Origin of the sequence: Pseudomonas sp. ATCC PTA-122608 (genome assembly GCF_001952855.1) — a bacterium.
GTDB lineage: Bacteria > Pseudomonadota > Gammaproteobacteria > Pseudomonadales > Pseudomonadaceae > Aquipseudomonas.
Map to the genome: position 1 here is coordinate 63,330 of NZ_LPNO01000019.1, position 22,605 is coordinate 85,934.

General features: G+C 59.9%; 24 protein-coding genes. 8 read left to right on the top strand and 16 right to left on the bottom strand.

What is annotated here, in order from left to right; genetic code table 11:
- Positions 1 to 30 precede the first annotated feature (30 nt).
- From surE to AU074_RS17725, 5 genes are read right to left on the bottom strand one after another with little or no spacing between them, the layout of a single operon-like run.
- Positions 31 to 780: a 5'/3'-nucleotidase SurE gene (surE, locus tag AU074_RS17705; protein WP_076015812.1), complete on the bottom strand. Its 750-nt coding sequence runs from the start codon at positions 778 to 780 to the stop codon at positions 31 to 33.
- Positions 768 to 1,826, bottom strand: coding sequence for a tRNA pseudouridine(13) synthase TruD (truD, locus tag AU074_RS17710; protein WP_076015813.1), 1,059 nt, complete (start codon positions 1,824 to 1,826; stop codon positions 768 to 770). Before truD ends, surE begins: the two co-directional genes overlap by 13 nt.
- Positions 1,823 to 2,296, bottom strand: a complete 474-nt coding sequence (gene ispF / locus AU074_RS17715) for a 2-C-methyl-D-erythritol 2,4-cyclodiphosphate synthase (RefSeq protein WP_010176739.1) — start codon at positions 2,294 to 2,296, stop codon at positions 1,823 to 1,825. Before ispF ends, truD begins: the two co-directional genes overlap by 4 nt.
- A gap of 54 nt (positions 2,297 to 2,350) precedes the next feature.
- Positions 2,351 to 3,196: an S-formylglutathione hydrolase gene (gene fghA / locus AU074_RS17720; RefSeq protein ID WP_076015814.1), complete on the bottom strand. Its 846-nt coding sequence runs from the start codon at positions 3,194 to 3,196 to the stop codon at positions 2,351 to 2,353.
- Positions 3,197 to 3,204: 8 nt separating this feature from the next.
- Entirely contained in the window at positions 3,205 to 4,317 is a 1,113-nt protein-coding gene (locus AU074_RS17725) for an S-(hydroxymethyl)glutathione dehydrogenase/class III alcohol dehydrogenase (protein ID WP_076015815.1), read from the bottom strand.
- Positions 4,318 to 4,426: 109 nt separating this feature from the next.
- Here AU074_RS17725 and AU074_RS17730 point away from each other — a divergent pair, with 109 nt between their 5' ends.
- The 3 genes from AU074_RS17730 to AU074_RS17735 all read left to right on the top strand — a co-directional run bounded on the left by AU074_RS17730 (position 4,427) and on the right by AU074_RS17735 (position 8,445).
- Positions 4,427 to 5,320, top strand: coding sequence for a LysR substrate-binding domain-containing protein (locus AU074_RS17730; RefSeq protein WP_076015816.1), 894 nt, complete (start codon positions 4,427 to 4,429; stop codon positions 5,318 to 5,320).
- Positions 5,321 to 5,404: 84 nt separating this feature from the next.
- Positions 5,405 to 5,983, top strand: a complete 579-nt coding sequence (locus AU074_RS34550) for a hypothetical protein (RefSeq protein WP_256576927.1) — start codon at positions 5,405 to 5,407, stop codon at positions 5,981 to 5,983.
- Positions 5,983 to 8,445 carry a membrane-targeted effector domain-containing toxin gene (locus AU074_RS17735; RefSeq protein ID WP_256576928.1) on the top strand — a complete coding sequence of 821 codons (2,463 nt, stop codon included), beginning with the start codon at positions 5,983 to 5,985 and terminating at the stop codon, positions 8,443 to 8,445. The genes AU074_RS34550 and AU074_RS17735 overlap by 1 nt, the downstream gene beginning before the upstream one ends.
- 9 nt (positions 8,446 to 8,454) lie before the next feature.
- On the opposite strand, the gene ispD is transcribed toward AU074_RS17735, so the two are convergent.
- The 10 genes from ispD to AU074_RS17785 form a co-directional block, all read right to left on the bottom strand.
- Positions 8,455 to 9,162, bottom strand: coding sequence for a 2-C-methyl-D-erythritol 4-phosphate cytidylyltransferase (gene ispD / locus AU074_RS17740; protein WP_076015817.1), 708 nt, complete (start codon positions 9,160 to 9,162; stop codon positions 8,455 to 8,457).
- Positions 9,159 to 9,437 carry a cell division protein FtsB gene (ftsB, locus tag AU074_RS17745; protein ID WP_003219292.1) on the bottom strand — a complete coding sequence of 93 codons (279 nt, stop codon included), beginning with the start codon at positions 9,435 to 9,437 and terminating at the stop codon, positions 9,159 to 9,161. Before ftsB ends, ispD begins: the two co-directional genes overlap by 4 nt.
- Before the next feature lie 172 nt (positions 9,438 to 9,609).
- Positions 9,610 to 10,899: a phosphopyruvate hydratase gene (gene eno, locus AU074_RS17750; RefSeq protein WP_076015818.1), complete on the bottom strand. Its 1,290-nt coding sequence runs from the start codon at positions 10,897 to 10,899 to the stop codon at positions 9,610 to 9,612.
- 157 nt (positions 10,900 to 11,056) lie between these two features.
- The gene (gene kdsA / locus AU074_RS17755) at positions 11,057 to 11,902 is read right to left on the bottom strand and encodes a 3-deoxy-8-phosphooctulonate synthase (protein WP_076015819.1); all 846 of its coding nucleotides are present in this window, start codon (positions 11,900 to 11,902) and stop codon (positions 11,057 to 11,059) included.
- A 5-nt stretch (positions 11,903 to 11,907) separates the two neighbouring features.
- Positions 11,908 to 13,539 (bottom strand): CTP synthase, encoded by a 1,632-nt coding sequence (locus AU074_RS17760; RefSeq protein ID WP_076015820.1) that lies wholly within the window; start codon positions 13,537 to 13,539, stop codon positions 11,908 to 11,910.
- 273 nt (positions 13,540 to 13,812) lie between these two features.
- Positions 13,813 to 15,132: a tRNA lysidine(34) synthetase TilS gene (gene tilS, locus AU074_RS17765; protein ID WP_076015821.1), complete on the bottom strand. Its 1,320-nt coding sequence runs from the start codon at positions 15,130 to 15,132 to the stop codon at positions 13,813 to 13,815.
- Positions 15,133 to 15,235: 103 nt separating this feature from the next.
- On the bottom strand, positions 15,236 to 16,462 hold the full coding sequence (locus AU074_RS17770) for an RNA polymerase sigma factor (RefSeq protein ID WP_076015822.1): 1,227 nt from the start codon (positions 16,460 to 16,462) through the stop codon (positions 15,236 to 15,238).
- On the bottom strand, positions 16,459 to 16,941 hold the full coding sequence (locus tag AU074_RS17775) for an SRPBCC family protein (protein ID WP_017475945.1): 483 nt from the start codon (positions 16,939 to 16,941) through the stop codon (positions 16,459 to 16,461). The genes AU074_RS17770 and AU074_RS17775 overlap by 4 nt, the downstream gene beginning before the upstream one ends.
- Before the next feature lie 30 nt (positions 16,942 to 16,971).
- The gene (locus tag AU074_RS17780; protein ID WP_076015823.1) at positions 16,972 to 17,316 is read right to left on the bottom strand and encodes a YciI family protein; all 345 of its coding nucleotides are present in this window, start codon (positions 17,314 to 17,316) and stop codon (positions 16,972 to 16,974) included.
- A gap of 42 nt (positions 17,317 to 17,358) precedes the next feature.
- Positions 17,359 to 17,778 (bottom strand): nuclear transport factor 2 family protein, encoded by a 420-nt coding sequence (locus tag AU074_RS17785; protein WP_076015824.1) that lies wholly within the window; start codon positions 17,776 to 17,778, stop codon positions 17,359 to 17,361.
- A 145-nt stretch (positions 17,779 to 17,923) separates the two neighbouring features.
- Between AU074_RS17785 and AU074_RS17790 the strand changes: the two genes are divergently transcribed.
- The 4 genes from AU074_RS17790 to AU074_RS17805 are packed head-to-tail and all read left to right on the top strand — an operon-like array spanning position 17,924 to position 20,576.
- Positions 17,924 to 18,424, top strand: coding sequence for an N-acetyltransferase (locus AU074_RS17790; RefSeq protein ID WP_076015825.1), 501 nt, complete (start codon positions 17,924 to 17,926; stop codon positions 18,422 to 18,424).
- 58 nt (positions 18,425 to 18,482) lie between these two features.
- Positions 18,483 to 18,737, top strand: coding sequence for a helix-turn-helix domain-containing protein (locus AU074_RS17795; protein ID WP_076015826.1), 255 nt, complete (start codon positions 18,483 to 18,485; stop codon positions 18,735 to 18,737).
- The gene (locus AU074_RS17800; protein WP_076015827.1) at positions 18,730 to 19,938 is read left to right on the top strand and encodes a type II toxin-antitoxin system HipA family toxin; all 1,209 of its coding nucleotides are present in this window, start codon (positions 18,730 to 18,732) and stop codon (positions 19,936 to 19,938) included. The genes AU074_RS17795 and AU074_RS17800 overlap by 8 nt, the downstream gene beginning before the upstream one ends.
- 32 nt (positions 19,939 to 19,970) lie before the next feature.
- The gene (locus tag AU074_RS17805) at positions 19,971 to 20,576 is read left to right on the top strand and encodes a pyridoxamine 5'-phosphate oxidase family protein (RefSeq protein ID WP_076015828.1); all 606 of its coding nucleotides are present in this window, start codon (positions 19,971 to 19,973) and stop codon (positions 20,574 to 20,576) included.
- 46 nt (positions 20,577 to 20,622) lie between these two features.
- Here the strand turns inward: AU074_RS17805 and AU074_RS17810 are convergent, their stop codons facing one another.
- Complete coding sequence (locus AU074_RS17810; RefSeq protein WP_076015829.1) at positions 20,623 to 21,108, bottom strand: GyrI-like domain-containing protein; 486 nt, start codon at positions 21,106 to 21,108, stop codon at positions 20,623 to 20,625.
- 196 nt (positions 21,109 to 21,304) lie between these two features.
- On the opposite strand from AU074_RS17810, the gene alaC reads away from it, so the two are divergent.
- Entirely contained in the window at positions 21,305 to 22,522 is a 1,218-nt protein-coding gene (gene alaC / locus AU074_RS17815) for an alanine transaminase (RefSeq protein ID WP_076015830.1), read from the top strand.
- The last annotated feature ends 83 nt before the right edge of the window (positions 22,523 to 22,605 follow it).

Genomic DNA, 22,605 nt, shown 5'->3' on the forward strand with positions numbered 1-22,605 from the left:
GGCGCAGCAGGTCGTCTTGTTCGCGCGCCATCAGAGCACACCCTCCAGCCAGCCATCGAGACTACTGAAGGCATCACTGAAGGTGCGATCAAGCTGCAACGGAGTAATCGAAATATAACCTTGCATCACCGCATGAAAGTCCGTGCCTTCGCCGCCGTCTTCGGCATCGCCGGCAGCGGCAATCCAGTAACCTTCCTTGCCACGCGGGTCCACCACCTTCAGCGGTGACGCGGCGCGGGAACGGTGGCCCAGGCGGGTCAGCTTGAAGCCGCGAATATGCTCAAAAGGCAGGTTCGGGAAGTTGACGTTAAGCACCGTACGCGGCGGCAAATCCAGGCTGTGATGGGCCTCCACCAGCTTGCGGGCGAAATAGGCCGCTGTCTCCAGGTTGTCCAACTGACGCGACGCCAGCGAAAACGCGAACGAGGTCCGGCCCAGGAAGCGCCCCTCAAGGGCCGCCGCAACGGTACCGGAATACAACACGTCATCGCCCAGGTTTGCCCCCAGGTTGATCCCGGAAACCACCAGGTCCGGCTCCTCGACAAGCAAGCTGTTGATCGCCAGGTGCACGCAGTCAGTCGGCGTGCCGTTCACGCTGATAAAGCCGTTGGGCAACGTCTGTGTGTGCAACGGACGGTCGAGCGTCAGCGAACTGCTGGCGCCGCTTTTGTCCTGGTCCGGGGCAACCACCACGCACTCGGCGTAATCTGCCAGCGCAGCATGAAGCGCGGCAAGGCCGGGTGCGGTGACCCCGTCGTCGTTAGATATCAGAATACGCATGGGCTGTCCGTCTGCCCCACCGGCACCAGATCTACAAGCTCGCGCACCAAGACAGTGGCGAAGCATCCAGCCGGCAGGACGAATTCCAATTGCAGAATGTCAGGTTCGGGATAATGCCACGTCAACCCGCCAATGGGCAGTCGAAGAATGCGACGTTCCTGGCTCATGCCGGCATTCACCAGCCAATCCCGCAGGTCGGGTTCACCCTCGGCGATGGCCTGTTCCAGAGCGAAGGTTGCCCCCGACGCCGGCGAATCACCTTCGCCCCACTGTGGACCGGTGGGATGCACGTCGAGAATCGCCAGGCGCGGGTCGCTGCATTCAGCCTCCCCCGCCGGAAAAAAACTGCGACTGTCGGTAAACGCCAACAAATCGCCGACTTGGGCACGCTGCCAGGAACCGTCGGCCACTCGCGCCGCCAGCACTTTATTGAACAAGAAGCTGCGCGCGGTGGAGAGCAGCCGCGAACGCACATTGCGCTGCTCCGGCAAGGCCTTGCGCGCGGCCCAGTCGCGGGCATCGACGACGTTGCCACCGTTATGACCGAAACGCTGGGCGCCGAAATAGTTGGGGATGCCTTGCTTGGCGATCAGTTGCAGGCGCGCGTCGATGGCCGCGGCATCGCCGGCAAACTGGGTCAGGCGCAAGGTAAAGCCGTTGGCCGAATGCGCACCGCGCTGAAGCTTGCGCTTGTGACGGGCGATCTTGAGGATCTTCAGGGTCTCGTTTTCCGCCCCGCTGAGGTCCGGATCAGCCTTGCCCGGCAATTGCACACTGAACCACTGCCGGGTCAGCGCCTGGCGGTCCTTGAGCCCGGCGTAGCTGACGGTGCGCAACGGCACGCCCGCCGCCTTGGCAATCCGCCGTGCCGCTTCTTCGGTATTCAGGCCGCGCTTTTCCACCCACAACCACAGGTGTTCACCCTCGCCGGTCAGCGGGATATCCAGCACTTCATCCACCTGGAAATCTTCAGCGGTGGCCTTCAGAACAGCGCTGCCCAAGGCTTCGCCATAGGCACGCGGGCCCAACAGTTGCAGATCATTCATGCGCGCAACAACAAGGCAACGGAGTGCACCGCAATGCCCTCTTCGCGACCGGTAAACCCGAGCTTTTCGGTGGTGGTGGCTTTTACGTTCACTTGATCCAACTCAACTTGAAGATCCGCGGCAATCAGCGCGCGCATCGATTCGATATGCGGGGCCATCTTTGGCGCCTGGGCGACGATGGTGTTGTCGACGTTGCCGACCTTCCAGCCCTTGGCGTGGATCAAACCGACCACGTGACGCAACAGCACGCGGCTGTCCGCGCCCTTGAAGGTAGGGTCGGTGTCCGGAAAGTGCTTGCCGATGTCGCCCAATGCCGCGGCGCCGAGCAAGGCATCGCTCAAGGCATGCAGCACAACGTCGCCGTCAGAGTGAGCCAGCAACCCATGGTGGTGCGCGATCCGCACGCCGCCCAGGGTGATGAAATCGCCTTCGGCGAAACGGTGCACATCATAGCCGTGGCCAATACGCATAAAAAAACGCCCCGATTTAATTCAGGGCGTGATTCTACCTACTTTTGCCTCACATTAACCGAGCAAAGCGCTCGCGTGATGGCGTAAATGGTCTTCGATGAAGCTGGCGATAAAGAAGTAGCTGTGGTCATAGCCCGGTTGCAGGCGCAGCTCCAATGGATGGCTGGCCGCCCTGGCCGCCTGCTGCAAGGCTTCAGGCTTGAGCTGCACGGCCAGGAAATCATCGCGATCGCCCTGGTCCACCAGCAGCGGCAGCTTTTCCGAGGCTTCGCTGATCAACACGCAGGCATCCCATTCGCGCCACTTCGAGCGTTCTTCCCCGAGGTAGCGGGAGAACGCCTTCTGGCCCCAAGGGCAATCCATCGGATTGTTGATCGGCGAGAACGCCGACACCGACTGATAGCGCCCCGGGTTGCGCAAGGCACACACCAGTGCGCCGTGACCGCCCATGGAGTGGCCGCTGATCCCGCGCTTGGCCGACGCCGGGAAATGCGCCTCGACCAATGCCGGCAATTCCTGCACCACGTAGTCATGCATCCGATAGTGCTGGGCCCAGGGTTCCTGGGTGGCGTTCAGGTAGAAGCCAGCGCCCAGGCCGAAGTCCCAGGCGTTGTCCGGGTCACCCGGCACACCGGGGCCGCGCGGGCTGGTGTCCGGCGCAACGATGATCAACCCCAGCTCGGCCGCCATGCGCTGGGCGCCGGCCTTCTGCATGAAGTTCTCATCGGTGCAGGTCAGCCCCGACAGCCAGTAAAGCACCGGCAACTTGCCGCCCAGCTCCGCTTGCGGCGGCAGGTACACGGCGAAGGTCATGTCGCAACCCAGCACGTCGGAATGATGCTTGTAGCGTTTATGCCAGCCGCCGAAGCTTTTCTGGCACGACAGGTTTTCCAGACTCATGGCCGACCTCAGAAGTGAATGACGGTGCGGATGCTCTTGCCTTCATGCATCAGGTCAAACGCCTTGTTGATATCTTCCAGGCCCATGGTGTGGGTGATGAAGGTATCCAGCGGGATTTCGCCGGTCTGGGCCATTTCCACGTAGCTTGGCAATTCGCTGCGACCCCGCACCCCACCAAATGCCGAACCGCGCCAGACGCGGCCGGTGACCAGTTGGAACGGACGGGTAGCAATTTCCTGGCCGGCACCGGCGACGCCGATGATCACCGACTCGCCCCAACCTTTGTGGCAGCACTCAAGGGCCGCACGCATCAGTTGGACATTGCCGATGCACTCGAAGGAAAAGTCGACGCCGCCATCGGTCAAATCGACGATCACGTCCTGGATCGGGCGGTCGTAGTCTTTCGGGTTGATGCAGTCGGTGGCGCCCAGTTGCTTGGCGATTTCAAACTTGGCCGGGTTGATGTCGACGGCAATGATGCGACCGGCCTTGGCTTTCACCGCACCGATCACCGCCGACAGGCCGATGCCGCCCAGGCCGAAGATGGCCACGGTGTCGCCCGGCTTGACCTTGGCGGTGTTGATCACTGCACCGATACCGGTGGTGACGCCACAGCCCAGCAGGCAGACTTTTTCCAGCGGCGCTTCTTTAGGAATCTTCGCCACGGAGATTTCCGGCAGCACGGTGTATTCGGAGAAGGTCGAGGTGCCCATGTAGTGGAAAATCGGCTGGCCCTTGTAGGAAAAGCGCGAAGTACCGTCGGGCATCAGGCCTTTGCCCTGAGTGGCGCGAATCGCCTGGCAGAGGTTGGTCTTGCCCGACAGGCAGAATTTGCACTTGCCGCACTCCGGGGTGTACAGCGGGATCACGTGGTCGCCCACCGCCACCGAGGTCACGCCTTCGCCGATGGCTTCAACCACGGCGCCGCCTTCGTGGCCGAGGATCGACGGGAAGATGCCTTCCGGGTCCGCACCCGACAATGTGTAGGCATCGGTATGGCACACACCGGAAGCAACCACCCGCAACAGCACCTCGCCGGCCTTGGGCATGGCCACATCCACTTCAACGATCTCGAGGGGTTTCTTGGCTTCGAAGGCTACGGCCGCGCGGGACTTGATCATCCGGTTTCTCCATCGGGTTAAAAACGTAAGACCGACAGTGTAAAACATGCTCATCTGATGAATAATCCAGACAAAAGCAAAACATTATTGCCGTACAGGGATAATCAGCATGCTGGAAAACCGTTGGGAAGGCATTGACGAGTTCGTCGCCGTGGCCGAGTGCAGCCAATTCACCGCGGCCGCCGAGCGCTTGGGTGTGTCGTCGTCCCATATCAGCCGCCAGGTCGCGCGGCTGGAAGAGCGGCTGCAAACGCGGTTGCTCTATCGCAGCACGCGCAAGGTGACGCTGACCGAAGCCGGCCAGACCTTCCTGCAACATTGCCAGCGTTTGCAGGACGGTCGCGAAGAAGCCTTGCGCGCCGTAGGCGATCTGGCCAGCGAGCCTAAAGGCATGTTGCGCATGACCTGCGCGGTGGCTTACGGCGAGCGGTTTATCGCGCCTCTGGTGACGCGGTTCATGGGGTTGTATCCACAACTCCGCGTGGACATCGAGCTGACCAACCGCCAACTCGACCTGGTCCACGAAGGCCTGGACTTGGCCATTCGCCTGGGGCGTCTAGCCGACTCGCGGATGGTCGCCAGCCGCCTGGCGCCCAGACGCATGTACCTGTGCGCCTCGCCCGCCTATCTTGAGCGCTATGGCCGCCCCCACAGCTTGTCGGAATTGAGCCGGCACAACTGCCTGATCGGCAGTTCGGATATCTGGCAACTGGCACAGGATGGGCGGGAGTTTTCCCAAAGGGTCCAGGGAAACTGGCGCTGCAACAGTGGGCAAGCGGTGTTGGACGCAGCATTGCAAGGCACCGGGCTCTGCCAGTTGCCAGACTATTACGTACTGGAATCCTTGCAAAGTGGCACCCTGGTTTCGCTGCTTGAAGCTCACCAGCCGCCGAACACCGCGGTGTGGGCGCTGTATCCGCAGCAACGCCATCTGTCACCGAAAGTACGCAAGCTGGTGGACTTCCTTAAAGAAGGCCTGGGCAATAACCCGGTCTATCTCTAGGTGTCGGCCGCATATAAGTAACGCCCGCTCGATACGGTATTGCCTGCAAATATGCGCTGCCCCACAGCGCCAAAAGGCATACCAATGAACCCCAAAGCTACGCAGCTCCAACGCATCAATCACTTCATCCGCAAGGTTCTGAATGACTTCCCGGTACCCGCCGAAGTCGCCGCCCGGTTAATTCGCGAGGGTGCTCAGCCTCTCAGCCAGGAAACCCTGGAACCTGACGCGCTGCTGCTGACCACCCTCGAGTACAACACCGATGATCCACACGCGCCCTTTACCGCCGCGATCGTCCAATCCATGACACTGACCGAGGCGATGATTTGCAGCGCACCGGTCGCCCCCGGCGGGATGGTCAATACCACCGGTTTTTCCACCATCGCACCGTACTTCAAGGTTGTCAGCGAGCTACCGCGCCTGATGGATAACCGTATCCCGGCCATGTTCAACGAAGAGTTCATTGCCGCAGGCTGGATCCCACCGATGCGTTATGAGGCGATCTACCACAAGAGCCATCCCCAGGTGTACGACCGCCGTACCCAATCAGACATCGTGCCCAAGGCCTTCAGAGACTTCGTGCGCGTCAGCCACTTCGATACGGCCTACGACAAGGCTTTACAGGCCTTCTGGGGCAAGCACCTGAAAACTACAAGACGCTGATGCGTACTGCGTTTATCGAGGCATACCTGAATCAGGCCGCAGAACTGACACTGACCCTGGGCGAGGCGCAGTTGGCGGCCAGGGCGGCAGGCATGCCGGCCGACAAGGACCTGAGCAACCTGACGCTTGAGGAATTGCAGGCACCCTACCGTCCTGACAACACCCTTGATATGCGGCTACTGCGCATCCATAACGCCGAAGCGACCGCCATCCTCACTATCACGGATAAGCAAAGCCAGGTCACATTGCTGTACATCCCGGGTAATTCTTCGCCGTTCCACGGGTTCAACAATCCCGCATCCCTGAGGAAGTGGCTGGTGGGCGCAGCCAAGAACGCTACGTTACGCAAAGCCTTGGTGGCCTATTATGACCCGGACACCGTCGACTCCGGATATATCTACAGCGGCGTGGAGGAAGCGTTGATAGGTATGAGCCTGTTTCCTGAACCCGCCCCGGCATCCGGTTTGTTCAACCGCCTGCTGCACAACGACTATTGGGACCCTGAGCAATACATCAACAACCCGACTTACCCGGCACTGGGCGGCGACCCTTTCGACTTCATGGCCCGCCAGGTACGGGCAAGCATTACAAAGAGGGCGGCAACTACCGTCACCTCGCCCCTGGATATTCGCAAAGCCGAGACCATAGATGCCCTGGAAAAAGCTTGCTTGTTGGCGATTCCCATTTCATTGGCGATGGGCACCGCCTTGCTGGCGGAGTTTTGCTTTATAACCTCCGGCTCCGTTGAGATGGCTATAGGTGCGGACGACGCGATCAAAGGTAAACCACGTGGCACCGAACGCATTGCGTTTGGTGCCTTGAATGCATTGCCGTTGGTGGTCCACGGTATCGGCAAAGCCGTCACTTCACTGAACAAAATCCGCGCCAGGCTGGGCAAAGCCGTTCGAGAAGCCGACGGCCAGATCAGTGTGAGTACGCTACCAGCCGCCAACGTCATTGCCGAATCTGTCGGGCACACGCTGGCACCGGCTCATCACCCCAGCGGGCTGCAGGTCGTAAAGATCAACGGTGACTCGTTCATGACCTATAAAACGCCAAATGACTGGGGCCTTTTCGAGCTTTTCATCAGTGACCCGGCAGACCCGCGACGTATCCAGTCGACCGGGCTGTATGCCATCCAAAGCCCTGACCTTCAATGGCGCCGGGCAGGATTGAGTGGTGGCGCACCTTTTCGTAATGCCTGGCAAAAAATCTACCGGCTGTTTGGTGGCGCCGCCGATGTGACCTTTTACAGCGCTTACGAAATGCCCACGTCAATGCGCGACACCCTTGCCGGGATGTTGCATGACAGCAGTAAATTTACCGAAGAGTACGAACCGCTCGGCGCAGGCCTGCAATCGCTCAAAGCCACTCGCAACCTGTTCTTCGAAAAGAGAAAAAAACTCGCGCAAGACGCCACGACGTTTTTCGATTCGCGCCCCTTTTCGCTCCTGAGACCGCCGCTGCCGAGCTTTGCATTGAGCGAGTCGCAACCAGGCATCATCGAAAAGCTCTTCGACGTCAGTGATGGCGTGGTCGTGGGCGAGAGCCACGGTGACCTGGCGAGCAAGGCATTCCTGATCGACAACATGCACACACTCGCTCGCCAAGGCGTCAAGCGCCTGTACTTCGAGCATCTACTGACGGACGTGCATCTGCCGTTATTGAAAGCGTTCTACAGGGCCAAGGGCACGCCAATGTCCGATGAACTCAAAGACTACCTAAAGGCAATCTACCCGCCGCTCAGAGACACTTATTACTCGTTTCAAAACGTCATCATCAAGGCCCGAGACGCCGGGATCAAAATCCAGCCCATCGATTGCACGGCCAGTTACATGATCAAGGGCATGCCCAACGCCGATGGCACCCTGCGCCAGCAGTTGATGAATTTTTATGCCGCCGAGGTAATTCAATGGGTCCAGACGACCAAACGTCGCCCGGGAAAATGGATTGCACTGGTGGGTAACAGTCATACCAATACCTTCCGAGGCGTCCCGGGACTTGCCGAGTTGACCGGAAGTATTGGCCTGCGCGTCAAAGACACAACGGATGGGGTACGGCTGGGGATTGAGGTTGATGCGGGATCCTCGTTAAGCCTCGGCATCGGTAGGGGTGATGCGACGGTCAAGGCCGATTTAGTTTTGCGGGTAGACCCCAATACGCTGCACCGAACTCCGTTGGGGCAACCCGGGCCTTCACACAGTCAAGTGGCAAAGACCCCACAAACTCAACTGATCCGACCGGGGCAATTCCTGCTGTCGGCAGCCCGCAAAGACATGCCGGCGCAGATCCAGTATCGGGCACGGCGCGGCGACATCCAGACCTTCACGGTCAACCAGCAAGGAGAGACGTTTTCCATCGCTGCTCGGGGCTGGGCCCTCGACAATCAGCCATTCAACAGCGTCAGGGCACTGGTGGACGGGCTGAAAGCGCAGCCCGGATTTGTAGAGGTCAGAGACTGAGCCCCGCAATCAGGACTGGAAAGCCCGCCGTTGGCGCAGCCATTCAAGGTCTTCCGGGCGGGTGACCTTGAGGTTGTCAGATCGGCCTTCGATCAGGCGTGGTGCGTGCCCGGCCCACTCCATGGCGGAAGCTTCGTCGGTAATCACAACATCCGACACCAAGCTGTCAGCCAGGGCCCGATGCAAGGCGCCGAGCCTGAACATCTGCGGGGTGTAGGCTTGCCAGATCTGGCTGCGATCAACGGTTTCCAGCACGCGACCCTGCTTGTCGACACGCTTGAGGGTGTCGCGGGCCGGCACCGCCAGCAGCCCGCCGACGGGATCGCTGGCCAGCTCACCGAGCAATTTGTCGAGGTCGTCGCGACTGAGATTGGGCCGGGCTGCATCGTGCACCAGTACCCAGTCGTCATCGCTGGCGCCCTGGCCATGCAGGTACAACAAGGCATTGAGGACCGAGCCCGAGCGCTCTTCGCCGCCGTCCACCCGCGCAATGCTTGGGTCGGTGGCACAAGCCAGGCTCGGCCAGTAAGGGTCGTCGACAGCGAGACTGACCACCAGCCCCTTGAGCCCCGGATGATCAAGGAAACAGCCAAGGCTGTGTTCGAGAATAGTGCGCCCGCCCAGCTGCAAGTATTGCTTGGGACGGTCCGCGGCCATACGGGCACCCACGCCCGCGGCAGGAATCACGGCCCAGAAGGCCGGTGACGAAAGGCTCATTGGGCCAACTGGTAGAGGGTCTCGCCCTCCTTGACCATGCCCAATTCATGGCGAGCCCGCTCTTCAACGGTCTCCATGCCTTTTTTCAATTCAAGCACTTCGGCATCGAGCACGCGATTGCGCTCCAGCAACACCTCGTTTTCGGCGTGCTGTGCGGCAATTTGCTGGGTCAGTTCGGTGACCTGCGCCAAGCTGCCATTCCCCACCCATAGGCGGTACTGCAGGCCAGCCAGCAGCAAGAGCAAGACGAGGAACAACCAATTGGGACTGCGCATCGAATATCGGGTATCCAGTGAAAAAAGACAGCCATGCAAAAACTTTTGAAGCAACTGATAGCACGAAGCCTGGAATAACCAGGCTTGTGCTTGATAGCCATGAGATTAGCGCCGAAATTCACGCTGCCGTGATTTTTCCGACGTAATCCGCTGACCTTTTACCATTTAACAATCAGCCGCGAAACTCGCTGCGACCGTTGTACTTGGCTTTGCTGCCCAGTTGCTCTTCGATACGCAGCAATTGGTTGTACTTGGAAACGCGGTCGGAGCGGCACAGGGAACCAGTCTTGATCTGCCCTGCCGAGGTGCCCACAGCCAGGTCGGCAATGGTCGAATCTTCGGTTTCGCCGGAGCGGTGGGAGATCACGGCGGTGTAGCCCGCAGCCTTGGCCATCTGGATGGCTTCCAGGGTTTCGGTCAGGGTGCCGATCTGGTTGAACTTGATCAGGATCGAGTTGGCGATCTTCTTGTCGATGCCTTCTTTCAGGATCTTGGTGTTGGTCACGAACAGGTCGTCGCCTACCAGTTGGATCTTCTCGCCGATCTTGTCGGTGAGGATTTTCCAGCCAGCCCAATCGGACTCGTCCAGGCCATCTTCAACGGAGATGATCGGGTAGCGTTCGGTCAGGCCCTTCAGGTAGTCGGCGAAACCTTCGGAGGTGAATACGTGGCCTTCACCGGACAGGTTGTACTTGCCGTCTTCGTAGAATTCGCTGGCCGCGCAGTCCAGGGCCAGGGTCACGTCGGTGCCCAGCTTGTAGCCAGCGTTGGCCACGGCTTCGGAGATCACTTTCAGTGCGTCTTCGTTGGACGCCAGGTTCGGCGCGAAACCACCTTCGTCACCCACTGCAGTGCTCAGGCCACGGGCCTTCAGCACAGCCTTGAGGTGATGGAAAATCTCGGTGCCCATGCGCAGGCCTTCGGAGAAGGTCTTGGCGCCAACCGGCTGCACCATGAATTCCTGGATGTCGACGTTGTTATCAGCGTGCTCGCCACCGTTGATGATGTTCATCATCGGAACCGGCATCGAGTAGACACCCGGAGTGCCGTTCAGGTTGGCGATGTGGGCGTACAGCGGCAGGTCCTGGTCCTGTGCAGCGGCCTTGGCAGCGGCCAGGGACACGGCGAGGATGGCGTTGGCGCCGAGGCTGCCTTTGTTTTCGGTACCGTCGAGCTTGATCATCGCGTGATCGAGGGCTTTCTGGTCCAGAGGATCCTTGCCCAGCAGCAGGTCACGAATCGGGCCATTGATGTTGGCGACTGCCTTGAGTACGCCCTTGCCCAGGTAACGGCTCTTGTCGCCATCACGCAGTTCCAGTGCTTCGCGGGAACCTGTGGAAGCACCGGACGGCGCGCAGGCGCTACCGATGATGCCGTTATCGAGAAGCACGTCGGCTTCGACGGTAGGGTTGCCACGGGAGTCGAGAACTTCACGACCTTTGATGTCGACGATTTTTGCCATTGTTGTAAACACTCCAAAGTTGACGAAAACGACGCAGCTGAAGGAAATCTTTTGACCGACCGCAAGGGTGGAACAACAGGGCAGGCTTGCAGGCGACAAGGCTCAGGCCCGCAGGCCTGAGCGTAAAACGAGGGAAAGTCTACCGGAGAAACGACGCTTACGCGGTCTCTACCGTCGGAAAACTCTTGACCAGGTCATCCAACTGCTTCAACTGGGCCAGGAATGGCTCCAGCTTGTCCAGGCTCAGGGCGCATGGACCGTCGCACTTGGCGTTATCCGGGTCTGGGTGAGCTTCCAGGAACAGGCCTGCCAGGGACTGGCTGATGCCGGCCTTGGCCAGGTCCAATACCTGGGCACGGCGCCCGCCAGCGGAATCGGCACGACCACCGGGCATTTGCAGCGCGTGGGTCACGTCGAAGAACACCGGGTATTCGAACTGTTTCATGATGCCAAAACCGAGCATGTCCACCACGAGGTTGTTGTAGCCGAAGCTAGAACCACGCTCGCAGAGGATCAACTGGTCGTTACCCGCTTCCACGCACTTGTTCAGGATGTGTTTCATTTCCTGGGGTGCGAGGAACTGGGCTTTCTTGATATTGATCACAGCGCCGGTCTTGGCCATGGCGACCACGAGGTCGGTCTGGCGCGACAGGAAGGCCGGCAACTGGATGATGTCGCACACCTCGGCGACCACGGCAGCCTGCTCAGGCTCGTGGACGTCGGTGATGATCGGCACGCCGAAGGCTTGCTTGATGTCCTGGAAGATCCGCATGCCTTCTTCAAGGCCCGGGCCGCGATAGGAGGTCACGGACGAACGGTTGGCCTTGTCGAAGCTGGCCTTGAACACGTAAGGGATACCGAGTTTCTCGGTCACCTTCACGTACTCTTCACAGACCTGCATCGCCATGTCGCGGCTTTCCAGCACGTTCATGCCGCCGAACAGCACCATGGGCTTGTCGTTGGCAATCTCGATATCGCCTACGCGAATGATCTTCTGGGCCATCAGGTTTACGCCTTCTTCTGATGTTGCGTCAGTGCTGCTTTAACGAAGCCGCTGAACAACGGGTGGCCGTCGCGCGGGGTCGATGTGAACTCCGGGTGGAACTGGCAAGCCACGAACCATGGATGATCCGGTGCTTCAACCACTTCAACCAGTGCGCCATCACCGGAACGACCGGAGATTTTCAGGCCAGCTTCCATAATTTTCGGCAGCAGGTTGTTGTTCACTTCGTAGCGGTGACGGTGACGCTCGACGATCACGTCCTTGCCGTAGCAATCGTGAACCAAGGACCCCGGCTCCAGCAGGCAATCCTGCGCGCCGAGACGCATGGTGCCGCCCAGGTCGGAGGTTTCAGTACGGGTTTCGACGGCGCCGGTGGCATCTTCCCACTCGGTGATCAGGCCCACGACCGGGTGGCCGCTGGTGCGATCGAACTCGGTGGAGTTGGCGTCTTTCCAGCCCATCACGTTACGGGCGAACTCGATGACCGCCACTTGCATGCCCAGGCAGATACCCAGGTACGGCACCTTGTTCTCACGAGCGTACTGGACGGCAGTGATCTTGCCTTCCACGCCACGCAGACCGAAGCCGCCCGGAACCAGGATGGCGTCAACACCTTCCAGCAGCGCAGTGCCTTGGTTCTCGATGTCTTCGGAGTCGATGTAGCGCAGGTTGACCTTGGTACGGTTGCTGATGCCCGCGTGGCTCATCGCTTCGATCAGCGACTTGTAGGCGTCCAGCAGTTCCATGTACTTGCCGACCATGGCGATGGTGACTTCATGCTCAGGGTTGAGCTTGGCGTCGACCACGGCTTCCCACTCGGACAGATCGGCGCCGCCACACTGCAGGCCGAAACGCTCGACGACAAAATCATCCAGACCCTGGGAATGCAGGATGCCCGGAATCTTGTAGATGGTGTCGGCGTCTTCCAGGGCAATCACCGCACGTTCTTCAACGTTGGTGAACTGGGCGATCTTGCGACGGGACGCGATGTCGATCGCGTGGTCGGAGCGGCACACCAGCACGTCCGGCTGCAGGCCGATGGAACGCAGTTCCTTGACCGAGTGCTGGGTAGGCTTGGTTTTGGTTTCGCCGGCGGTGGCGATGTACGGCACCAGTGTCAGGTGCATCAGCATCGCGCGCTTGGCGCCGACTTCGAAACGCAACTGGCGGATGGCTTCGAGGAACGGTTGGGACTCGATGTCACCTACGGTGCCACCGATCTCGACCATTGCCACGTCGGCATCGCCTGCACCCTTGATGATGCGGCGCTTGATTTCGTCGGTGATGTGCGGGATCACCTGGATGGTTGCACCCAGGTAGTCACCACGGCGCTCCTTGCGCAGCACGTGCTCGTAGACACGGCCGGTGGTGAAGTTGTTGTTCTGGGTCATGGTCGTGCGGATGAACCGCTCGTAGTGGCCCAGGTCCAGGTCGGTCTCGGCGCCGTCGTGAGTGACGAACACTTCACCGTGCTGGAACGGGCTCATGGTGCCCGGGTCAACGTTGATGTACGGGTCCAGCTTGAGCATGGTGACCTTAAGTCCCCGCGCCTCCAGGATGGCCGCCAATGAAGCGGAGGCAATGCCTTTCCCCAATGAAGAAACAACACCGCCCGTGACGAATATGTAGCGCGTCATGAAAAACCCTAGAAGTCTGCGTTAAAGCGGTCCGAGCCGCCGGGGAAAGCGAAGGAAGGCCGAAGCCCCCGATCACCTGCATTAATCACAGTGCACCTTTCAAAAAAACCGCCGCGTTGTGACAGACCAGCAATGAAGCACCGGTACGTTGATCGCTACACATTTTTTGGAATCGCCCAGCAAAGACTGCTTGGTAATCGGCAACTGCTGCGATTCAGGCGAATCCACAGAAGTTGTATCAAGAAGGGAGCGTAGTCTACCGGAAAGGCTCTATCAGCTCAAACCTTGATCGCAGGTTGGTGGCATCCAATGTAATTGCCAGCCGGTACCGCCAACTGCCTCAAGCCCCGGCAGGTTGGCCACAGCCAGCAATTGTTGGCCCTGATACAGCAGCGGCAATCTGCCACGGATGAAGCCTGGCACCGCGCGTTCATTAAGCAACCGCTTCAGGTCGCGCCGGCCCCGGCCTGGCAATTCCATGATTTCGCCGCCTTGGCGATAGCGGATGCACAAAGGGCCTTCGGGCGCGCTGCCACTGAAATGCAGTTGGCCGTTACCGGGTAACTGTAGTGGGTTTTGCGGCTGTGGCCAGCTCACCGATGCGTCAGAAAATTCCGACCAACTGGCGGGTAACCACCAGATATGCGCACCGCAACGGTGCAATTCACCGTCGGCCAGACGCCACAGCGGCTGTGCATCGTGTTTGGCGTCGCGCAAGGTCGCCCAGCCGGCCCAGTGCTCGCTGTCGGGCAAGCGCGTCAGCGGTGTCAGCCAGTGCCTAAGTGCGTTGCGCTGGCGGGCCTCGGAGAGCGTGGCTAGTGGCTCAAGGGTCAGCGACGGCAATGCCAGCCAGGGAAATGCCGGAGGCTGACTGGCGGCCAGCAGGTCCATTTGCGCCAGTTCGTCGAGCAAGCCCTGGGCTTCGCTCAAATGTTCGGCGCTGCGGGCCATGGTGCTGACGGCTTGGGGCCAACGTTCAGTCAGGTGCGGGAAAACATGGTGGCGCAGGTAATTGCGGGAGAAACGCGGGTCGGCGTTGGACGGGTCTTCGATCCAGTCCAATTGATGCTCGCGAGCGTAGGCTTCCAAGTCGGCGCGGGAAACATCCAGCAAGGGCCGCACCAGGTAGCCTTCTGCGAGTGGGCGCTGCGCAGGCATCGCCGCCAGTCCGCGCACGCCAGCGCCACGCAACAAGCGAAACAGCAAGGTTTCGGCCTGGTCGTCGCGGTGCTGGCCTGTGATTAGCAACTCCTCTGCCCCGGTGACCTCGGCAAACGCCTGATACCGCGCCTCACGGGCCGCGCGCTCCAGGCTGGCGCCAGGCTGCACCTGCACGCGGATCACTTGCAGGGGAACGCCCAAGGCGTCGCAGATGGACTGGCAATGCGCCGGCCACGCGTCAGCCGCAGCTTGCAGACCATGGTGAACATGGATAACGCTGAGTGGCGGGAGTTTGTCGGTTTTGGCCAGAGTGACCAGAAGGTGCAGCAGGACGGTGGAGTCGAGGCCGCCAGAAAAGGCAATATGCCAGGCCGGGGCGTTGCGCCAAGGGGCAAGGGTTTGCAGGAGTTTGGCGATTAAGGTGGGCTTCATAGCAAAGTACGTCATCAATCTGGAATGCGATAACCCAGCATACACAAAGCAAATGTGGGAGCGAGTAACCCCGCGCCCACATTTAGATCTCCAGCGCCTGCCGCTATCTGAGTTCAGCCAAGCGCCGCTCCATAAAGCGCTTTTCCGGTTCTTGCCGGGTTAACGCCAGCGCCCGCCCAAACGCCCGCCGCGCCTCCTCCACCCGTCCCAGCCGCCGACAAAATTCGCCCCGTGCCGAGTGCGCCAGGTGATAGTCGACCAACTCCCCCCGCGCCAGAATCCCATCCACCAACTGCAACCCCGCCAACGCGCCATCGCGCATCGCAATGGCCACCGCGCGATTGAGCTCGATCACGGGCGATGGCACCGCCCCGAGCAACACGTCATACAGCCCAACGATCTGCGGCCAGTCGGTCTCGTCAGCGCTCGCCGCCTCGGCATGCACCGCCGCAATCGCTGCCTGCAGGCTGTAGGGCCCGAAGCGGCGCGTGATCAGGGATTTCTCCACCAAAGCACATCCTTCAGCTATCAGCGAAGCGTCCCACAGCGAACGGTCCTGCTCATCCAGCAACACCAATTCACCGCCGGCCGACGTGCGTGCCGGGCGCCGGGATTCGTGGAGCAACATCAGCGCCAGCAGGCCCATCACTTCTGGCTCCGGCAACAACTCCATCAGCAATCGCCCCAGGCGAATCGCTTCACGGGTCAGGTCGTCACGGGTCAAGTCGGCGCCCGTAGACGCCGAATAGCCTTCGTTGAACACCAGGTAAATCACTCGCAGCACGCTGTCCAGGCGCTCGGGCAACTCTGCCAGGGACGGCACTTGATAGGGGATTTTTGCTTCGCGAATCTTGCTCTTGGCCCGCACGATGCGCTGAGCGATGGTGGCCGGTGTGGCGAGGAACGCTCGGGCGATTTCCTCGGTGGTGAGGTCGCAGATCTCACGCAAGGTCAGCGCCGCCTGGGCATCCGCCGCCAGTGCCGGGTGGCAACAGGTAAAGATCAGGCGCAGGCGGTCGTCTTCCACGTCTTCAGCGCTCCAGTCGGCTTCTTCCAATTCATCAGCCTGAGCCAGCAACTGGTCTTGATGCGCGGCAAACCGGGCCTGGCGGCGCAGGCGGTCGATGGCCTTGAAGCGCCCGGTGGAGACCAGCCAGGCCCGGGGATTGTCGGGCACGCCGTCTTGCTCCCAACGTTGCACCGCGACGAAGAACGCCTCGTGCAAGGCTTCTTCAGCGAGGTCGAAATCGCCGAGCAGGCGAATCAGGGTCGCCAGGATGCGCCGCGATTCGCTGCGATAAACCGCTTCGACCCGGGCCTGCACCGTCAATCGCGCAAGCCTTCGGTCACCAGCGTCACCAGCCGATCGAGGCTTTGGCCCCAGCCCTCGTGAAAGCCCATGGCTTCGTGGGCCTGCTTGGTTTCGGCGCTCCAGTGCATGGCACGGGCGGTGTAGAGGGTCTTGCCGTCGACGTCTTCAAAGGTGACTTCGGCGGTCATGAATGGCTGGCCCGAAGGAATCCAGCCGGGGGTGAACGCATCGGTAAACACCAGCCGACTGGGCGCGGTGATTTCGAGAAAAACGCCCTGGGTCGGGTACTCGCTGCCGTCGGGCGCGCGCATCAGGGTGCGAAATTGCCCACCGACCCACAGGTCCATTTCGCACTCGGGGGTGGTCATGCCGTGTGGGCCCCACCATTGCTGCAACAAGGCAGGCTCGGTCCAGGCACGGAATACGCGACTGCGAGGTGCGTCGATCAAGCGACTAATGGACAGTTCAAATTCGGCGGGCTTGGGTTGATTGCTCATGGGTCAACCTCCTGGATTTTATTGTTGTGATCAGAGATTCAATTCACGCACAGGGCGTACTTCCACACTGCCGACCCGGGCGGCCGGAATGCCACCGGCCACCTGGATCGCTTCATTCAGGTCCTTGGCCTCGATCAGGTAAAACCCGGCGAGCTGCTCCTTGGTTTCGGCAAACGGCCCATCGGTGATCGATAGCTTGCCGTTGCGCATGCGCACGGTGGTGGCGGTGGTCACCGACTCCAGCGGCTCGGCGGCGAGCATCCGCCCGCTGGCCTGCACAGACTCGGCATAGGCAAAGCACTCCGGGTCCTTGGGACTGTCGGGCGAATCGTGCAGCACCTGTTCGTTGCTATAGATCAGGCAGAGGTATTTCATGGGATTCTCCGTTTTCGGACAACTGACTATAGTTCGCGGCGATCAAGGTTTCAGGTCGAACAGACCGGCGCCGGTTTCCATGTCGAAGGGTGCCGACCAATGCTCATGCACCACTTTCCACTCGCCGCCAACGCGCTGGTAGCCGGCGCTGACGCGCATCCAGCAAGTCTTGAGCACGCCGTCGGGCCCGGTGCCGCCACAGTGTGCGAGCCAGTGGGCAAAGGCGCTGTTATCGGCGGCGACGATATGCATCTCATGGAAGTCAAAAACCCCGGGGCCCGGGCAGAACTCCATGCACGCCTTCCAGTGCGCCTGATAGGCGGCCTTGCCCTTGAATTGCAGGGCGCTAACGGCGTCGAACGCGACGATATCGTCGGCGTAAAAGCTGACAATCTTCTCGACATCCTTGACGGTGACGGCCTGTTTCCATTGTTCGATCAAGCTGCTGATTGCGGTGCTCATGGCGATACTCCTTGCGGGAAAAATCACTGAAGACACCCTTAGTCGACTGGGATATCAGCCAATCGACAGTGCCGCAAAAAATAATTGCGATGACCGCAAACCCGCTAGAATCCGCGCTTCTTTGTAGGATTCGGATGCTACGCCGATGGAAACCCGCCTCGTCGCCTATCAGACGTTGACTGCTCTGCAACAACAGCAACTCAACACCCTTGAAGTGCACCCCGAACAACTGGGTTTTTCCGGCGATATCTACTGTGCGCTGAACACCCTGCTGGTCAATCCGAATCCCGGCGTTGCAGGCTTTGCGTTACTCGCCGACGAGATTCCCGTCGCGTTCCTGCTGCTCAAACGCCCGCCGTGCCTGCCCCACTGGGCGGATGAGCACAGCGCGACGCTGCATGCGTTGCAAGTTGACCGCCATCAACAGGGCCAAGGGTTTGGCAAAGCCTGCCTGCAAGCCCTGCCCGCCGCCGCGCGCCTGGTTTGGCCGCAGATTAAAGCGCTGGAACTGTCGGTGGACACGGACAATGTGGCGGCGATGGGGCTGTATTTGCAGCAGGGCTGGGTGGACAGTGGAGAGGCGTATAAGGGGCGGGTTGGGTATGAGCGCCGGCTGGCGTGGGTGTTTTGTGCCGAGGCACCTTGACAGCGCCGAAATGTAACGTATACATAACTTATCAATGTAAATGTAATGGTTACGAGACATGGACTCTTCTGTCATCACCCAGAGAATCGGCAGCCAAGTGCGCACCATGCGGCTCAACCGAGGCTATAAACAAGCGGAATTGGCGCGTTTGGCGGGCGTAACTCGGCAAAAACTGATTGAAATCGAGCAAGGCAGCCCAACGGTCTCCATGAATGCCTACGCTCGAGTGATTGCCGCCTTGGGCAGTGAAATAAAATTGGTACCTGCCACCATGCCAACGCTGGAAGAAGTGGAGGACTTGTTCAATGAATAGCCCGAAGCTTCAAGTTCATACCCCTCAAGGCGCCAGCGGCAGCGTCTTCACCAGTGCAGGCGACTATCTTTTCCGCTACGGCGATAACGCACTACCACCCAGCGCACTCAGCCTGGTAATGCCCGTTCGCGCAGATGAATACCGCCGACGAGAGCTACATCCGATATTCCAGATGAACCTGCCAGAAGGGTTTGTGCTGGAGCAGCTTCGCAATCGCCTTGCCAAGACAGTGAAGGTAGACCCGATGTTGCTGCTGGCATTGTCTGGTAGCAGTGCGCCTATCGGTCGCGTCTTCGTTTCCTCGGACCAAGTCAATGAGCTGATTCAGCGCAACGGGGCTCCGTCGACGGGAGAAAACCTGGACGAAATTCTCGCCTGGGACGGGGCGGAAGATCTTTTTGCTGACCTGGTAGATCGCTACATCCTGCGAGCAGGAATTTCCGGTGTTCAGCCCAAGGTGCTGGTGCCGGAAAAGCCACAAACCCCAGAGCAGAAATTCACTTCAAAAACCAACGATCTGATCATCAAAAGTGGGCGCGACGAATTTCCGGGATTGGCCATCAACGAATACCTGTGCATGTCCATTGCCAGAGATGCAGGCATACCCGTGCCGCCGTTTTACCTGTCGCAGAATCATAAGCTTTTCATCATGCGGCGCTTTGATCGGGATGAGCAGGCCAACCCCTTGGGCTTCGAAGACATGACCACGCTGATGGGCCTGTCTGCAGAACAGAAATACGGCAAGAGCTACAACATGATCGCCAAAGCCGTACGCGTTTACTGTTCGATTGAGCATGAACGCAGTTCTCTCGACCAACTGTTCGACAGCGTGGCCTTGAGTTGCATAGTGGGCAATGGCGATGCCCATCTGAAGAATTTCGGCCTGCTGTATAGCGACCCGATCAAGAGCGATGCCAGGCTTGCACCGGCTTACGACATTGCCAATACCACCGCCTACATTCCCGAGGACGCTCTGGCTCTCGACCTGGCCGGCAATAAATCTTTCTTTGCCTCACGTCTGGGTATCCTGGAGTTTGCTGGAATCTGTGAGGTGGAGAGACCCGAGGAGCGAATCCGGGCACTGCTCCAAACCCTTGAGGTTGTTCTCAAGCGTGAAGACGATTACTGCCGACAAGCCCCTAATGTTGCACAAGCTATACGGCAATCGGCGCAAGGCTATCAGCGCAGCTTCGGTGGCTGACACATCACCTGACCGATCGATAAGGAGTCCCAATGCTCACCACGCTGGAACAACTCGAAACCGTCTACGGCCTCCCCCACGAACGGGCCGTGCGCAAGGAAATCCCGTTTCTCAACGAGGATTACCAGGCCATGGTCCGCGCGTCGCCCCTGGTGGTGGTGAGTTCGTCCGGCCCGGACGGCATCGATGGTTCGCCCCGTGGCGATGTGCCGGGGTTTGTGCGAATCATCGACGAGCGCACGTTGGCGATTCCGGATCGGCCAGGGAATAACCGGCTCGACACCCTGCGCAATCTGGTGATGGACCCGCGTATAGCGTTGCTGTTCATCATCCCGGGCATTGGCGAGACGTTGCGGGTCAACGGCCGGGCGCAGATTTCCATCGAACCCGAGTTGCTGGAGAGCTTTGCGGTGAATGGCAAAGCGGCCCGGTCGGTGATTCTGGTGCAGGTGGAGTCAGCGTATTTTCATTGCTCCAAAGCCTTTGTGCGTTCCGATTGCTGGAACCCGGAAAAGCATCTGGACCGCTCGGCACTGCCCAGCGCCGGGGCGTTTCACAAGCGCTTGAATGACGGGGCGTTCGACGCCGAAGCCTATGACCGCGAGATGCCGGAGCGGGTCAAGGCCACGTTGTATTGAGAGGCTGTTGCAGGAGCGAACGTGCTCGCTCCTGCCAGCGGTGCGGTTATGCAGATTCGGCGTTGATCGGTATCCAGATTTCTACTGAACCCGTGCCCTTATCTACATCGAAGTCGGCGCTGTAGCGCTCGAAATCAGCCCCGACCACCTTGTACCCGGAGCCCGGCAGCCATTCGAACATGATGCGTTCGTAGGTCTGCGCCAGCGCCTGCACCGGGCCATAGTGCGGGAATACGGCATAACGATGGGCCGGGATTTCAATCGACTGGAAATTGCTCGGTACATCGCCCTTGGCCGGTACTTCAACGCCGGCCAGGTAGTCGAATTCATCGTGTTTGGCGTTGTAGCAAACGCCATAGGTCACGCCGCCAACGCGCTTTTTAATCTCTTTGAAGCAGCTGTCGAACAGCTCCCACAACTTGGGAATGTCCCCCAGCGTGGCTTTCGAATAACGCCCGTGCACACCCGCGATCACCAGGGCCTTGCCCTCTTCCATGCGCGGCTGTAACGGCAGTTTTGTCTGTTGATCCATCTGAACAGTCTCCTTCTTATGAGGGAACAAACCCGCGTCGAGTATAGGGGCATATCCCCGTCGCACTCCAAGCAGAAATTTTTCCCACAGCATCTGGACAATTGGCCATCATCGACCGTATTGTCTGCCCCGCAGGCCACCGCAGTGGCCGACGTCGCTCGGACGGTTCCGGGCGCTTACGTATTTCGAGGCAACAATGGCCGACCAAGGTTCGCCGCGCCGCTTTGCGCGCATAGATCGACTCCCCCCTTACGTGTTCAATATCACTGCCGAGCTGAAGATGGCTGCGCGTCGGCGCGGCGAAGACATCATCGACTTGAGCATGGGTAACCCTGACGGCGCCACTCCACCGCACATCGTGGAAAAAATGGTCACCGTCGCCCAGCGCGAAGACACCCACGGTTACTCCACTTCCAAAGGCATTCCACGGCTGCGCCGGGCGATTTCGCGCTGGTACAAAGACCGCTATGAAGTGGACATCGACCCGGAAACCGAAGCCATCGTGACCATCGGTTCCAAGGAAGGCCTGGCGCATTTGATGCTGGCCACCCTGGACCAGGGCGACACGGTGCTGGTGCCCAACCCCAGCTACCCGATTCACATCTACGGTGCCGTGATTGCCGGCGCCCAAGTGCGCTCGGTGCCGCTGATTCCGGGCGTGGATTTCTTCGCGGAACTGGAACGTGCGATTCGCGGCTCGATTCCCAAGCCGAAGATGATGATCCTTGGCTTCCCGTCCAACCCGACCGCGCAGTGCGTGGAACTGGACTTCTTCGAACGGGTGATCGCCCTGGCCAAGCAGTACGACGTGCTGGTGGTGCATGACCTGGCCTACGCCGACATCGTCTACGACGGCTGGAAAGCCCCTTCGATCATGCAAGTGCCGGGCGCCAAGGACATTGCGGTGGAGTTTTTCACCCTGTCCAAGAGCTACAACATGGCCGGCTGGCGCATTGGTTTCATGGTGGGCAACCCGGAATTGGTCAATGCCCTGGCTCGGATCAAGAGCTACCACGACTACGGCACCTTCACCCCGCTGCAAGTGGCGGCGATTGCTGCGCTGGAAGGCGATCAGCAGTGCGTGAAAGACATTGCCGAGCAGTACCGCCAGCGCCGTAACGTGCTGGTGAAGGGCCTGCATGAGCTGGGCTGGATGGTCGAGAATCCGAAGGCGTCGATGTACGTCTGGGCGAAAATTCCCGAAGCGTATGCCGCGATGGGGTCGCTGGAGTTTGCCAAGAAGCTGCTGCTTGAGGCGAAGGTGTGTGTGTCGCCGGGGATTGGCTTTGGTGAGTATGGCGACGATCACGTGCGCTTTGCGCTGATCGAAAACCAGGACCGGATTCGCCAGGCGGTGCGGGGCATCCGGGCGATGTTCCGGGCGGATGGGCTGGTCAAGAAAGCTGACGCCTGACCCGATCCAACTGCAGGAACCTAATCAATGTGGGAGCGGGCTTGCTCGCGAAGGCGGTGGTTCAGTCAACTCATATGTCGACT

Excerpts from the sequence above, each read along its gene's own strand:
- AU074_RS17795 (WP_076015826.1), top strand. The coding sequence starts at position 18,483 with ATGGACTCTTCTGTCATCACCCAGAGAATCGGCAGCCAAGTGCGCACC.
- fghA (WP_076015814.1), bottom strand. The coding sequence starts at position 3,196 with ATGAGTCTGGAAAACCTGTCGTGCCAGAAAAGCTTCGGCGGCTGGCAT.
- AU074_RS17805 (WP_076015828.1), top strand. The coding sequence starts at position 19,971 with ATGCTCACCACGCTGGAACAACTCGAAACCGTCTACGGCCTCCCCCAC.
- surE (WP_076015812.1), bottom strand. The coding sequence starts at position 780 with ATGCGTATTCTGATATCTAACGACGACGGGGTCACCGCACCCGGCCTT.
- kdsA (WP_076015819.1), bottom strand. The coding sequence starts at position 11,902 with ATGGCCCAGAAGATCATTCGCGTAGGCGATATCGAGATTGCCAACGAC.
- eno (WP_076015818.1), bottom strand. The coding sequence starts at position 10,899 with ATGGCAAAAATCGTCGACATCAAAGGTCGTGAAGTTCTCGACTCCCGT.
- alaC (WP_076015830.1), top strand. The coding sequence starts at position 21,305 with ATGGCCGACCAAGGTTCGCCGCGCCGCTTTGCGCGCATAGATCGACTC.
- AU074_RS17730 (WP_076015816.1), top strand. The coding sequence starts at position 4,427 with ATGCTGGAAAACCGTTGGGAAGGCATTGACGAGTTCGTCGCCGTGGCC.
- ispD (WP_076015817.1), bottom strand. The coding sequence starts at position 9,162 with ATGAGCCTTTCGTCACCGGCCTTCTGGGCCGTGATTCCTGCCGCGGGC.
- AU074_RS17780 (WP_076015823.1), bottom strand. The coding sequence starts at position 17,316 with ATGAAATACCTCTGCCTGATCTATAGCAACGAACAGGTGCTGCACGAT.
- truD (WP_076015813.1), bottom strand. The coding sequence starts at position 1,826 with ATGAATGATCTGCAACTGTTGGGCCCGCGTGCCTATGGCGAAGCCTTG.
- ispF (WP_010176739.1), bottom strand. The coding sequence starts at position 2,296 with ATGCGTATTGGCCACGGCTATGATGTGCACCGTTTCGCCGAAGGCGAT.
- AU074_RS34550 (WP_256576927.1), top strand. The coding sequence starts at position 5,405 with ATGAACCCCAAAGCTACGCAGCTCCAACGCATCAATCACTTCATCCGC.
- AU074_RS17760 (WP_076015820.1), bottom strand. The coding sequence starts at position 13,539 with ATGACGCGCTACATATTCGTCACGGGCGGTGTTGTTTCTTCATTGGGG.
- AU074_RS17735 (WP_256576928.1), top strand. The coding sequence starts at position 5,983 with ATGCGTACTGCGTTTATCGAGGCATACCTGAATCAGGCCGCAGAACTG.
- AU074_RS17725 (WP_076015815.1), bottom strand. The coding sequence starts at position 4,317 with ATGATCAAGTCCCGCGCGGCCGTAGCCTTCGAAGCCAAGAAACCCCTC.
- AU074_RS17775 (WP_017475945.1), bottom strand. The coding sequence starts at position 16,941 with ATGAGCAATCAACCCAAGCCCGCCGAATTTGAACTGTCCATTAGTCGC.
- ftsB (WP_003219292.1), bottom strand. The coding sequence starts at position 9,437 with ATGCGCAGTCCCAATTGGTTGTTCCTCGTCTTGCTCTTGCTGCTGGCT.
- AU074_RS17800 (WP_076015827.1), top strand. The coding sequence starts at position 18,730 with ATGAATAGCCCGAAGCTTCAAGTTCATACCCCTCAAGGCGCCAGCGGC.
- AU074_RS17810 (WP_076015829.1), bottom strand. The coding sequence starts at position 21,108 with ATGGATCAACAGACAAAACTGCCGTTACAGCCGCGCATGGAAGAGGGC.
- tilS (WP_076015821.1), bottom strand. The coding sequence starts at position 15,132 with ATGAAGCCCACCTTAATCGCCAAACTCCTGCAAACCCTTGCCCCTTGG.
- AU074_RS17785 (WP_076015824.1), bottom strand. The coding sequence starts at position 17,778 with ATGAGCACCGCAATCAGCAGCTTGATCGAACAATGGAAACAGGCCGTC.
- AU074_RS17790 (WP_076015825.1), top strand. The coding sequence starts at position 17,924 with ATGGAAACCCGCCTCGTCGCCTATCAGACGTTGACTGCTCTGCAACAA.